The sequence below is a fragment of the Paenibacillus sp. CCS19 genome, from assembly GCF_033239625.1.
In the GTDB taxonomy this organism is placed as follows: Bacteria; Bacillota; Bacilli; order Paenibacillales; family Paenibacillaceae; genus Paenibacillus_T.
In genome coordinates this window covers 1-13,361 of the sequence record NZ_BTCK01000058.1, presented here as the reverse complement: position 1 = coordinate 13,361, position 13,361 = coordinate 1, and the positions used below count along the sequence as shown (strand labels likewise).

10 protein-coding genes are annotated in these 13,361 nt (G+C 53.0%); 4 read left to right on the top strand and 6 right to left on the bottom strand.

The window, feature by feature from the left end; translation table 11 throughout:
• Positions 1-186: 186 nt before the first annotated feature.
• Together SBI19_RS26420 and SBI19_RS26415 are read right to left on the bottom strand one after the other, a co-directional pair.
• Positions 187-2,136 (bottom strand): cellulase family glycosylhydrolase, encoded by a 1,950-nt coding sequence (locus SBI19_RS26420; RefSeq protein ID WP_317972518.1) that lies wholly within the window; start codon positions 2,134-2,136, stop codon positions 187-189.
• A 397-nt stretch (positions 2,137-2,533) separates the two neighbouring features.
• Entirely contained in the window at positions 2,534-2,995 is a 462-nt protein-coding gene (locus SBI19_RS26415) for a DIP1984 family protein (RefSeq protein WP_317972517.1), read from the bottom strand.
• 130 nt (positions 2,996-3,125) lie between these two features.
• On the opposite strand from SBI19_RS26415, the gene SBI19_RS26410 reads away from it, so the two are divergent.
• Together SBI19_RS26410 and SBI19_RS26405 are read left to right on the top strand one after the other, a co-directional pair.
• On the top strand, positions 3,126-3,626 hold the full coding sequence (locus SBI19_RS26410; protein ID WP_317972516.1) for a DinB family protein: 501 nt from the start codon (positions 3,126-3,128) through the stop codon (positions 3,624-3,626).
• 8 nt (positions 3,627-3,634) lie between these two features.
• Positions 3,635-4,210, top strand: a complete 576-nt coding sequence (locus SBI19_RS26405) for a histidine phosphatase family protein (protein ID WP_317972539.1) — start codon at positions 3,635-3,637, stop codon at positions 4,208-4,210.
• A 61-nt stretch (positions 4,211-4,271) separates the two neighbouring features.
• Here the strand turns inward: SBI19_RS26405 and SBI19_RS26400 are convergent, their stop codons facing one another.
• Genes SBI19_RS26400 through SBI19_RS26385 form a run of 4 tightly spaced genes read right to left on the bottom strand, consistent with a single transcriptional unit; the run spans position 4,272 to position 10,472 of the window.
• Complete coding sequence (locus SBI19_RS26400; protein ID WP_317972515.1) at positions 4,272-6,866, bottom strand: metallophosphoesterase; 2,595 nt, start codon at positions 6,864-6,866, stop codon at positions 4,272-4,274.
• Between the two features lie 3 nt (positions 6,867-6,869).
• Positions 6,870-8,135, bottom strand: coding sequence for a class I SAM-dependent methyltransferase (locus SBI19_RS26395; protein ID WP_317972514.1), 1,266 nt, complete (start codon positions 8,133-8,135; stop codon positions 6,870-6,872).
• Positions 8,136-8,158: 23 nt separating this feature from the next.
• Complete coding sequence (locus SBI19_RS26390) at positions 8,159-8,962, bottom strand: nucleotidyltransferase domain-containing protein (protein WP_317972513.1); 804 nt, start codon at positions 8,960-8,962, stop codon at positions 8,159-8,161.
• The gene (locus SBI19_RS26385; protein ID WP_317972512.1) at positions 8,940-10,472 is read right to left on the bottom strand and encodes a TROVE domain-containing protein; all 1,533 of its coding nucleotides are present in this window, start codon (positions 10,470-10,472) and stop codon (positions 8,940-8,942) included. The genes SBI19_RS26390 and SBI19_RS26385 overlap by 23 nt, the downstream gene beginning before the upstream one ends.
• A 473-nt stretch (positions 10,473-10,945) precedes the next feature.
• Here SBI19_RS26385 and SBI19_RS26380 point away from each other — a divergent pair, with 473 nt between their 5' ends.
• Positions 10,946-12,271 (top strand): helix-turn-helix transcriptional regulator, encoded by a 1,326-nt coding sequence (locus SBI19_RS26380; RefSeq protein WP_317972511.1) that lies wholly within the window; start codon positions 10,946-10,948, stop codon positions 12,269-12,271.
• The gene (locus SBI19_RS26375; protein WP_317972510.1) at positions 12,246-13,046 is read left to right on the top strand and encodes a WYL domain-containing protein; all 801 of its coding nucleotides are present in this window, start codon (positions 12,246-12,248) and stop codon (positions 13,044-13,046) included. Before SBI19_RS26380 ends, SBI19_RS26375 begins: the two co-directional genes overlap by 26 nt.
• Positions 13,047-13,361: the final 315 nt, after the last annotated feature.

The window sequence follows — 13,361 nt, the reverse complement described above, 5'->3', positions numbered from 1 at the left end:
TACTATCGGCATTTCCTGCTCCAAATTGATTAGTATTGTGTAAAAAAATAACTCGAAATGGTTATCCGCACAATTTCCCGCCCCGTTGCAACGATCGCATATATGCGCAAAGAGAGCTGCAGCCAACGCCTATCGTTTGCGTTGTTGACCACAGCTCTCTTCTTATTAACGTCCAACTCACAAAGACTACCGGAACAACCCTCTTCGGTGCAGCAATAACGCAACGCCTAGAACAGCAACGACGAGAACGATGCCGCCCGCACTGAACCACAATGCTTCTGCTTGACCCGTCGAGACTTTCTCATCATCTTCCGAGGAGGTGTTGACCGGCGGCTCCGACACGATATTAGAATCCGGCTTTTCCGAGGATGCGGCTGGTTCCACTTGTTCCGCCACGGCTGGTTCAGCGGCTGCCGCCTCACCGTTCGGCGCGATGCCTGAAACTTTATTGCCATCAATCACAAGCTTGTAGTCTACGACCGTCCCGCTCCAGAAGTGAAGCTTGAGCAGCACTTCGCCGTCCTTCACCTGATCGAAGAACGTTTGGTTAAGCGTAATATAGTTGTAAGCTTCATCGGGCTCGAACGACTTGCCGAATTCCTTGTACTGCGTCCAGTCATCAGGGCCTGCAATGCCTCCTGCTGCATAAACCGACTCCAACGTCGCTAAGCTGTCCCCATTGAAGGTCGTCGGAATGACGAACATCGCCCTAGTCGCATCCACGCTCTTCACTTGCGGCGTATCGTATTGAATGACGCGGAAGCTCCAATCGGCCCCTGCCGAGAACGTACAAGTCAGCACTGCATTCTCGCCAAGCTTCCCGGTCAACAGCGATTGCAGCAAACTCGAGGTCAACGTCAGTTGATCGCCACTCCATATATAATCGCTCCCTGCTGCCAACACACGATCACCGCTTCGGATCTCGGTAAGCGCGTTGCCATTCATGTTCATCGGTATGGCGACATCCTTCACCGGTTCACCTTGTTTCAAATACACCGAATCGGAAGCCGCATTGGATGAACGGTTCGCGAGTCCTTCATGCATGACTTGATAGAAATCAGGATTCTTCCAAGTGAAATTGTTCCGGTCAAAATGCTGCCCATTATCCCACAGCATGAGCGTCAGCTGCCGCTGCCTTGCATAATACGTCAGGTACTCCAAGTACTTCAGCACTTCGCCATGCTCGATGGTGTCTACCGACTTATCGAAGCCGAGCAAGCCGAATTCACCGACCACTACCGGAATGCCCTTCTCGACGAAGGTATGATAAGCACGATCGAACGACTGGTCCACATCGGCCCGCGCCGTCTCATCGAAGGTCGTCGAACCGCCCATGTTCACGCTGAATGGATAGAAGCCGTAATAATGAATCGTTGCAATCAGATTCGAATCATTCATCTTCGTCATCGTCTTGTACAGCTCGTCGAGCCGAGGCTGCGAATGGTTAGCCGTAATCGAAGGAATGACTAATGGGCGGACTTTATTGCCCCCGCCGGACTTCCGCACGATGTTGAAGAACGACATATTCAGCTCATCCAGCATCGCAAAATATTCCGGCGTATCCTTGTTCCAATCGTCCGAGAACCTTGGTTCGTTGATGCTCTCGAACATCAGCTTGTCGGGATAGTCGCGGAAATAAGCAGCAATCTGCTTCCATACCGCATTGAATCGGTTCAATACCCCGTCATGATCCGTTGTCATGTTGAATACCCAGCTAGAGTCGTGGTGGAGGTTGATCATGACATAGAGACCCGCATCCAGCGACCAATCGATGACCTCTTGAATCCGCTTCATGAACGTCTCGTCCAGCGTATAGTCGGGTTCGCTGCCGATTCGTCCTTCCCATGTAATCGGGATGCGGATGCTGCGATAACCTTGCGCAGCGATTGCTTCAATAAGCTCCTTCGTGACAGCGGGATTGCCCCAGGCGGTCTCCGAACCTGGCGCGTCGAATGTGTTCGCTAGGTTCCAGCCGGGCTGCATGGCCGCCGCGTACTGCTGCATCTTGGCGCCAGCCGCGCTGTCGGCCTGAGCAGCTTCTGCCTTAGAAGGTATCGATAACGCACATAGACTGACTAAGAGGCTCAATATTAATGTAACCGCTGCCATTTTTCTCGATACGTTGTTCAATGCCATAACCGACTCCTCCATAACTATCATCGCTTGGGGGTATCCCGTCTTCTAGCCTTCTACTGATTCAAACGGTTCGAATAGCAACTCTAGTATAATGGAAACGCCTCCTACATATCCATATGCAAACAAGACTAGAATCAACAGGAAAATACCCGCCGATGCTAGTCTTATAATCGTAACCATAGTCGCAACCCCTTGCCCGCCCTCACCCTCGTCAGTCGATCAGCACGTGGTAGTTACATTAAGCGGTACCCGTTACTTCTGTGCTATAGCGCACTCTTGTAACAATACTGGGCTAATTCGTCACAGTTATTAGACATGGCCCTGCATCTAATTCGGAGGTCCAACATGCCGGTTGGCCGGTTGTGCTCGCCTCGACTGAAGTGGGCTACCATCGCGACTAATCTTCAATTAAATCGGTTCGCCAGTTCATCTCCTGTATACGAAAATCTAGTTCGCGATACGACTTCGACAATTCGTCGATTTCCTTCTGAAGCGCTGCCACGTCGACGGTGCGCTGATATCTCACTTCGGAGCGGCTGAACCGGTCCTGACGAATCGACGCTTCTTCCACAATATCGCTGAGCAGCTTGCGATGCTGCATGAATCGATCCCGCTCGGCTAATGCATCGGAAATCGTCATTTCGGTATTGAACGGCGTTATGGCGTTCGTTTTGTTGATTTTGCGAATCCAGCTCGTCTGATCCTGCAGCGTGTTCTTCAAATCCGCGATAAGCGCCTGCGGATCTTCTGCCGGAGCTTCTCCCTCCTGCACCTTCACCACACGTTCCAGCCGCTGCTTCAGCTGTGCGATTTTCTTATAGCTGTCTGCGCGAAAGACGAGTGCTTCTGCTAGTTTCATCTATTCACCTTTTTCCATAAAGAATAAATTCTATTAAAAATTAGTTAGCGATATCCAATTAGAAGGGTAATATGAACACAACAACAAATAATCAGAAGACGGGAAAACCAGTCGCGAGGAGGACTCTGCAATGATCGATTTACTGCAGCAGCAATATACCTGGGTGAAGTCCGCTAGACAGAATCTATTCACGTTCCTCGAAGAAATCCCGCTTCCTGTCCTGCATGCGATTGTCCCTGGATTCGGAAGATCTTCGATCATTCGGACGCATATTCACGCTGCCGATAGTTACCGGCTCTGGCTCGGATCGTTCGCATTCAGGCGGCCGCCTCACGAGCACCGGGACACGACCATGGAAGAAATTGATCAGGCCGATGTTCATCGGGTCCGCAGCCTGTATACTGAAGTTGACGATACGGTGCAGCGGTTCTTGGACGCGGAGCCGAACTGGCTTGAACCTATCGTGCATCCCGTTAGCTGGCAGGACGAGCCTTTTACCGCTTCTCCTCTGCTTCTTTTTACTCATACGATGACGCACGAATTCCATCACAAGGGGCAAATCGTCACGATGGCCCGTCAGCTCGGCTACCTTCCGCCTGCCGATGATCGCTTGGGAGGGTTATTCTCTTGAAGGACATCATGAAAACTTATGTGTATATGGTGAGACATAGTCATTCTCCGCTTATAGAAGGAACGGAGCGAACAAGGGGGCTTACGGATCAAGGCACGCTGGACGCCTCTCGCATGACAGAACTGCTTCGGCCCGAAAGTATTGAGGTATTCGCATCAAGTCCCTATCGGCGTGCCATTCTAACGATTCAGGAGCTTGCCGAGTCTGCAGGACAAGACATTATCGTCTACGAGGATCTGAAAGAGCAGCATTTCTCCTCGGCAACGGTTCGAATGCCGAACGACGAATTGCTTCCCCTGCTGCGACAATGTTATGCCGATCCAACGTTCGCGCTGCCGGATGGCGAGTCCAACGCCGATTGTCAGCGCCGCGCAATCGCGGTATTGCAAGAGCTATTGACGACCTATCACGGGCGCAAAATTGCCGTCGGCACACACGGTGCGGTCATGGCCTTAATGATGGGTTACTACGACCCGCAGTATGACTTGGACTTTATGCTGAATACGTCTAAACCAGATGTTTATCGCATGGAATTTGAAGGGCATCAATTATTAAGCGTAGAAAGATTATGGCATGTTAATTAGCAGGCCCGAAGACGTGACCGCTTGCCATTGCTGGTGTTCACGCCTTCTCGCATACGCTCGCTTACAGCCTCGGGTCGATCTCTTTCTCCTTCGCTACCTCGAATAAGAGATTAGCCGCGACTTGCATATAATCTCCGTTCTCCGGCGCAATATCGCGCAGCTTGATCGCCAACATCTGCTGGCCGAGACGATACTCATTCGTCGATGTACGCAGCTTGGACGCAATGTTCTTCTGCTTCATCAGCTTGCTGTACTTGCGCGGGAACTTGTAATCATACCCGTAGATAATCGACAGGTAGCCTGGATTGCGAACCTTCATGTAAGGCACCGTAGAACCGTTCTGATCGAACTCCGGCTTGATGACAACGCCCTCCATCTGATTCTCCACCGTCAGCTTGGCAAAGAACCGCTCCGCTTGCGCGAATGCATCCGTCTCCTTCAAATCAAGCACCAGGCATGCATCGTCGTTGAGGAACTGATACATCTGCGACGTACGTCCCGTCGGCATCCGTTCCTCGCCATTGACCAGCACTTCCTTCAATATTGCAAAAGGTTTATACGTCAGTTCCGCATCCCCTGCGTACAGCTCCAATTGACGCTTGTATACACGGTACGCCTCATCATGCTGATCAAGCGGAACCTGCGATTCCCGTACCTCGCGGACGTAACGGTAATTCTGGTACAACCTCGCGCCGTACTTGTCGCTGAGCGCATTCTTCGCCAGATGATGCTGATCCTGCTCGAATCCGCTGGCTTCATACTGCTGCACCAAGCCGCCGAATGCATCCTCGAACCCATGCTTCCGCAGAAAATCCAACTCCGACTCCAGCGCGCTGCCGATCGGTTTGAATTGCCGCTCGATCAGTCCTTCGCCAAGCGCCTTCCATGGGAGAAGCTCCCCATCGAGTATGATCATCTCTACTTCTTCTCGCTCCATATAGCTTCCGAGCTTCTCATGCAGTTGCAAATAGATCGGCTGAAGATCAACCGCCCTCACTTTATAGCCATTCCGGCTAATAGCGAAGCATTGCTCAAGCTCGCGATGAAGATACACATTGCATCTGGAGCCCATGTACTTCGGCTGAAGCACAACCTCCGTTACCCCGCGGTCTGCGAAGTAATCAAGCCCTCGACGCAGTGATTCCAGCTCACCCGCAGCCTCGTCCTTATCGGCTGGCGACATCGTACCCGAGATATAATTGATTCGGTTACGCGAGCTGTAGCGCAGACGGCGGACCGCATCGTCCTCAAGCTCCTGCACCGATACTTTCCGGCTCTCGCGGAACAACGTCGGCAGTTCCTCTTGAAGAGGCGACGACTGTGACTTATGGCTTTTGAACATCGGCTTGAATGTCATGCGAACCGAGGTTAGCGCATTGCCGTGGGCGCAGCCGGTATCGAGATGAAGTTTGTTTTTGATCCGGAACGACTGCTTAGCCGCGATATGTCCGAACAGATGATACGGATGGTTATTGACTGCTTCTTCCCCGAGAAATGCGAGCTGCGACTCCACGGAAACCTCACCCTCGCGATCCAGACGGAAATTCCGCTGATGGCGGGCCGAGTTTGAATCCAGTTTGCCGATGTACTTATTGCGGCATGGGGCATGCGTTACATAGAAGGACGATCCCTGCATGCCGACATAACGGAAGAATGGCTTCGAGGACTCAACCAGTTCAGCGAATCGCTCGAACAGCTCCGCATCCTCCGACAGGACTGGAACAGAATCGAAATACGTCTCCAGCAGCTCTGGATCAATGCCGGCAATCTCGCCTTTGATATATTTGTAGACAAAGTTCTCATGGTTGCCGAGCACAAGCAAGAAATGCTCGCGGTTCTGGTAGAGGAAGTCGATGATAGCGCGCGTCTGCTTCCCTTTATCAATCCAGTCGCCTGCCAGAATGATACGGGTATCTCGCAGTTTATCCGAAGCAATCAGCTTCCCGTTGTCGATCCGATAGCCGTAATCACGAAGCAGTCCTTGCAGCTCCTGCATGCATTCGTGAACGTCTCCGACGACAATGTAAGACTGCTGCTGCGGAAGCACTGCGGCCGCATACTCCGACCAATCCTGGACAGTGACACGATAGGCCGGATTTGCACGGCCCTCTTCAGGCAGATAAAAATCTTTGGACCGCACCTTATGAATTTGGCTGTAGCCTTCCCGAGAAAGAACGGGCAGTACCTCTTTCCGAAGTCGATTCAGATGGTTCGAGATCAGTTTCTTCGACCGCTCTGAAGCATAGTAGTCCTCCCGCTTCCGATAATCGAACAGGATAACCTCCAGATTGTAGTTGTTGTCCTGTGCGATTTGACGCACCTTGCTGCGGAAGTCATCCGCCAGTCCGATCGTATCCACCACAACGAAGTCCGCATTAATCGGGAAGGAGGTTACAAGCCGCAGCCGCTCGAACAGCAATTGGAACGTATGCGAGCTCGCTTCGAGCATGACTTGGTCGTACTTGTCGTATGCGTATCCGAGCAGCTCCTGACGAATGCTGTCCGAGGACAAATATTGCACATTGGTTCGCAGACCACGGGACATGTCCTCTAGTTTAAGCTGCGGAATGAGCACCTTGGTTGCGAACGTTGATTTGCCGCATTCTGTTGCACCTACGAGCATGAAGATCGTATGCATGCGTGTTTGAATATCCATTGGCTAAGCCTCCTTCCTGCGGACAATGGCGCCTTGCGTAGTGTGAACGCCGTCCACTTTGTCGCCGATTGTAATAAACGTATGTGCCAGACCGAATCCTTCCACCGCTGTCGAGAACCACTGCTCGAATGCTTGCTGCCCCATCTCCCAGCGATGATCATCATGTCGGTAGCCCTCAAGTTCATAATGCCGATTAAAGTCAGCGTTGGGCGTCGTTATAATAATCTGATCAAAATCAATCTCGCTGCAAATCGAGCGAATAAGCGCCGAGGCCTCATCCTTGCTCATGTGCTCGATGACTTCGGTCAGAATGACGTCTACCTGCTCCCCGTTATAGATCTCTAAGAATCGATCGATCGAACTGAAGGTCGCAATGTTATCAATCTCCTTAGCCGCCGCCTTGCGTTTCACGATCTCCAAGCACTCTTCTGCAATATCGACGGCATAGTAGGTGCTGTCGAGCTTGCCTGCGAACGGAATCGCATAGAAGCCTTCCCCGCAGCCGATATCGAGCACTGGCTTGTTGAACGGGAGCGCCTTCGAGATATACGTCCGGCGCTGCATCGCTGTACCGCCGTATTCCAGCGAGATATCGTAGCGGCTGGTCCGCTCAATCTCGGATTTATATTTATTAAAACGTTCACGCGACGTTAGGAAGCTTCTTGCAAACAGACTGCGAATGTAGAATGGCGCGTCGATAACATTCAGACTATGAATATATTTGTCCAGCACCGCTTCCGAAATGTCGATATACTCTTCTCCCATCACGGACAGGAACAAGCACAGCACGCTGACGACATGAAGCAGATGATACAAGCTCTTCTCCGTCGATACCGTGAGCGAATAGCTCTTATGCGCCCGATGCTGCAGCTCGAACGAATAGTCTCTCATATGTCTGATGAAGAACTGTATATAATGATCCCGTTCGATATGAATCATATTGATGAAGAACGAGTGCGTGTATCCTTCTTCATCCCGATCATCCAACGCCTTGAATGGTGCAGAGAAATACTCGCTGATCGCATTGAGCGGGAACAGCGGCGTATTATAACGGGAAACGTTCAAGTATTCGAAGCTTTCTCCCGCTTCTCTTTTATAGGAAATATCATTATCCGCATCTTTAAAATAAACGTTGAACGTCGCATCGTCCGAATACCAGCCGTATGCCATACCCTGGCGCACGGGTCGCAGCTGCATGCCCGTTCCCGGGTTTTTCTTGATTAGAAACGTAAAGTTCGGGTTTGCCGACTTTACTTGTACGATTGCCACCTTTCATCTTCCTCTCTCTACGATTATTGAGGGAGGACAAGCCCCCACACTTCCTGCAAAGCCTCGATGAACAAGCGGTCCAGCTGTTCATCAATCTGCATATCTGCTGCTCTCAGGGCAAGCGCACGCTCTTCCAATGACGGCAGCTGTTCCGCGATATACGCATGAATCGCTTCTTGCCGCGGCTCGTAATCGAGCTCCTCGCCCGACTTCTTACGCTCCAGCAGCTGCTGAACCTCCTGCCACAACGCGCCGTCTCTCGGCAGCAGCCGTTCGACCAGCTCGTCGAATCCCATCGGCGGCATCTCGCCGAACTGCTCGATCCATTCGCAGGCGAGAATCGGACGCAGAACGTAAAAGTATTTCTTAATCTTCACCTGCTCGCCCTGCAGGTACGTCCGGAAATTGCCGCGCGCCATATGCAGGTAATGGAACATGCAAGCCTTCGGCGAGAAGGCCGACGACGCCATCGCGCGAAGATGATCGGCCGTCTCGTACGACTCGGCATAGCGGATCGGCGATTGCAGCCATTCCAGCATTGGCGGGTTTGACTTGCGGTATAGGCCAAGCGCCTTGCGCAGATCCCAACCGCTGATATCGAGCTGATCGCTGATCGGACGTTCGATGACGTCCCTTCCTTCCCGAATCGACAGATACCACTCCGGCCGCCGTATATAAATGAACCGTACATCGTAATCGCTGTCCTGCGACGGGAACCCCCATGCGCGGCTGCCCGATTCGCATGCATATAGGATGCGGACCTGCTCTTCTTCCTCGATCCGCCGCAATTGTTCGTTTATCTCCTTACGTATCGCTTCTGCTGTCATTGCGTTGTCCCCCTGCTTCCAGATCGATCGCCTCAATGCGTTCCACCATCGATCCATAACCCTTGGTCGCCTGCGCGATATAACTGAGCACCGTATCGCTCCAGCCGAAAATATAAAAGGTGTTGGCATCCTGCGGCGGAACCATACTGCTGCGATAAGGTGCGATGTCGATCACGAACGCTTTGGCATCACGGTTCACCTTCGCTCGGTATTTCGCCAGCTCTTCATAGAACGGGCTGCCGCTGTTCTGCTGCTCATCCGTGATTATAATGATCTGATCCACATGCTGCCGCTCCGTGCGAAGCTTCCGTACAGGCGCCCCGGTATCGGTGCCGCCACGTGCGCGAATCCGTTCTGCCTGCGTCAAAATGCTGTCTACCCGCGATGGCTTCGCATCTTCTACGGTCGTATCAAACAACCAGAACAACGAGCTGCCTTGTGTCTTCTTATACAACGCCAGTGCGAATACGGAACCGGTCTGTAGATATTGCCCGTTCATCGAACCCGATATATCGAGGAAAATCGCCGTTCGGCCCTCCAGGTCTGGCAGGTTGTTGAATGTGTATTCAACTGCGGTGCGCAGCGCATCACGGATTGCGTCATGCTGAACCTGCCGATAGGCAGTCGCGAAGCGGAAAGGCAGAATGCGCGACTTCGACAGCGCACGCGGATCGGTCAGCCGCTCAACCACTCGGTCGAGGCAATAACGATCCTGCAGCACGCCTGCTCGATCCAATGCATTCAAGCTGCGAAGCAGTGCGAATGTTGGCATCTGCTCCATCAGTTGCTCCCACACCAGCTTCGTCGGCTTGATAACGCCTGTAACGACCTCGTGCGGCAGTCGTCCAGCCTCGATCCAGTAGATCTGCTCGACCTCTGTCTTCGCACGCTTGAGATATTCCAGCGCCTCTACCTGCGGAATGAGAGACAGATTTGCTTCCTGACCGCGCAGGTATCGGAACAATGCCTGCTGCTTCAGATCGGATGGCTTCGGGTGCGCCGTTGCAATCGCGTCTCCAAGGCTGTAGCCTCTGCCCCGTCCGTTGTACTTAATCGCCCAATACTCGGATATGCCAGCGAGGAATCGGTTCACTTGGCGTTTGACCGCACGGCCGCCTTCGCCGCGTCCCATTCCCTGCAGAATCGTCAGGAAATCAGACAAGTCCGACGGTATCTTCACCACCTGCAGAAAAATGGTGCTGAACAAATCGGGACGGTACACCGACAGCACCGCCAAGCCGAACAAAGGCTGCAGCCGCATGTATCCTTCATTCCGTGCATAGACCAGTGCCTTGGCCATAAACTGTGGATTGCGCTCTGCCATCTCGCAGTGCAGCGCCTCCGCCTCCTTCAACAGCTCCTGCTGGTCTGCATAGAACGTATTGCCCATCGTATTCGTCACCAGCGTCTGCACGTACTGTTCCTCGGCGGAACGAACGTAGGCTGGATAGCCGTCACGGTTTGTAGTTGTCGGTCGCATAGCGGAGAACAATTTCTTAGCGATGCTCATCGGTAATACCCCCTTTATATGAGAACATTCATGTCTTAGGAAAAAGAAAGAGCGAGGAAAAGGCGAGAAGGCGTTGCGGATCAGTCGCCCGCAGAATAGTTTGGTCGAAGTAGCCCTCTCAAGTGCCTCGCTCTTAGGTCTTATATGTACAATCGTTGAGGAAAAAGGCGGAAAGGAACATGCTGCTCTACCAACTGAGCTACTCTGCCTTGCGGCAAAGGTTGGACTCGAACCAACGACAAGCCGATTAATAGTCGAAGTAACCCTTCCTAGCGCCTCAACGATTCATGTCGTCTCCGCCTTGCGGCCTCGACTTCACAACCTGATTGTCTCCGAATTCCACCCTTACGAACAGGGCGTAAGTATGGCGACGCAAGTTGAATGGCAAAAAACTTTCCATTTCCTCCAGTTGACGGGCTTGTTACAATGGAGCCTATACATAAGCGTTGGGACAAGAAGAGGAGGAATGGACAGTGGCTAGAGAAAGCTTTGACAAAGAGGTGCAGCTGCTGCGGCTGCTGGCGCTCGCGGGCGGTGCGTACAACCGGCAGCAGTTCGCGGCGCGGCTGGGCATCTCCGTGCACACGTACGACAAGACGATGCGTTACCTGAAGGAAATGCAAAGCGCCCTCAAGCAGCCGCTGTCCCCCGAGCAGGAATCGGAGCTGTCCGAAGGTCTTCGCTACAATTACTATGAATCGGCAGATCCGCTGCTTCTGTTCCTCTTCCGCGCCAAGTCGTTGAAGGAGTCGGAGAGCGTTCGGCTGTCTACGATATTAACCGTACTCCAGGATGAGACGCTGACGGCGAAGGAGCTGCTCGACTGCTGCAGCGAGACGATATCCGCCGATTACCCAAGCCCGGATGAGAAGACCATTCGCGGCGATCTCCGATATCTCGAGGAGGTCGGCGTCATCGTCCGCGCCTCGGACAGCCGCCCCTATCGCTACACGGCTGCGAACAGGCTGATCAACGAGCTGTCGGATGACGAGCTGCTCGACCTGTATGACTTCGTGGATGTAATGGCGAATACGCAGGTCCCTTCCGTGCAGGGCTATCTCCTTCGCGATACGCTGAAGAAAGCATTGCGCAAGCGAGGCTTCGACCCTTCAGCGGTCGAGACGCATTTATATAAGTACCACTATCACTCGCGTATTCTCGATGAAGCGCATCTGCATACGATTCACCGCGCGATCCGCGAGCGGCGCAGGCTGCATTTTGTATACCATGCCCCTCGCAAAGGGAAGAACTACGCGGCCAAGAACACGAATCCGCTCTTCGAGAAGGAAGAGCAGAGCAAGACGCAGCCCCTCCTCCCGCTTCGCGTCGTCTACGACCATCAATATGGGCGTTGGTATCTCATTGGACATACGCAGCGGAATGCGATTGCGAAGTTCCGGATGGAAGGCATTACGCAGATCGAAGACGGCGAAGTCGTTACCGAGGAAGAGTTCGAGAGGCATTTAAGCACGGTCGAGCGGCAATTGGCGCACAGCTGGGTCGTGGATACGCTGCGGCCGCTTAAGGTTGTGGCGAGATTTTTCAATCCGGAGCGGAATGGTCCTAACTTCATTCGAGATCGTGTCGAGGCGCAAGGCCAATGGGGAACGATTACGGAGGAATCCGACGAGTCGTTCCTCTATGAAATTATGGTCAACGGAATCTATGAAATTAAGCCGTGGCTCAGAAGCTTCGGATCCAGCTGCGAGGTGCTCCAGCCCGCATGGCTGCGCAAGGAGTTCATCGCGGAGTGGAAGGAGATTCAGGCCCATTATGAACCCGTTCGAGAAAATATTTAATTACCAAATGCTCTCGCGTCTCGATGAGTCGAACGCCTTCGCCTTGACTGCGCAAGAGCGCACTTGGCTGAAGACGCTGCTTGCCGACCCGTCGGCGGACACCGCCTTCGCCTCGGATACACTCGGGAAACTGCGCGGACTGCTGGAAGACGAGGCTTCCAGCGATATTCGCGGCATTATAATCGAGAAAGCGAAGAGCCGGGAGAAACATGTGTACCACCCGCTGCTTCGCCCGCTGCGGCGCATCATTGCGCAGGGCCGCGGCTGCCATATCTCCTATCGGCTCAAAAATGGCGGCGAGCGGCAGCAGTTCGGTCTTCCGCTTAAGCTCGAATACAGCATGGTGAAACGGGAGTGGTACCTGCTCTGGTACAGCACGCGCGGCCGCATGTTGATGGCGACGAAGCTGGACAACGTGATTGCGACCGAGGCCGTCGATTTGCAGTCCGATCGCGCTGAATCGCTCCATCGTCGTGCCGCTGAACTGCTCAATCATCGCAAACAGCAAGCCGTTATCGAAGTCATTCGCACTTATAACGAGGAGCTGTCCCGCATCCTCTATTCGTTCTCTTGCTTCGACAAGACGGTCCGCTATGACGAGCAGGCCGATCGGTATCATATTGTCGTTACGTACCCCGCCGATGAAGGCGAATATTTGCTGTCCAAAATCCGCTTCCTCGGCCTTCGGGTCCGTGTTGCAGAGGACGATTACTTGAAGCGGCGCATGCGCGAGTCCTCTTACAAAGCGCTCGCGCGGTATGGGATCGAGCAGTAGATTGTGAGCGCAGCAGTCCGTGCTTCACGTTGCGAAGAGGAGGTCCGCTGCGACGACGTGTAGAATAAGCGTGGTAAAACCCCGCTTATCGATTCATATTCGCCTCTTCAGGACGGTTAAGTGTGCCATCGCCACACTTATCTCCAAACCAAGCACCCACTTACCGCCCTTTCTCCCGTTTAAGAGGGGATTCGCCGCACTTAACGAGCTGGATGCGTGCGCAACAAAGAAATAAGCGTGGCTGAGCCACGCTTCAGGCTGTCGAGAAAGTCTCGACAGCCTTTTTAATGTCCATTTAGTTTATTACGACACCGC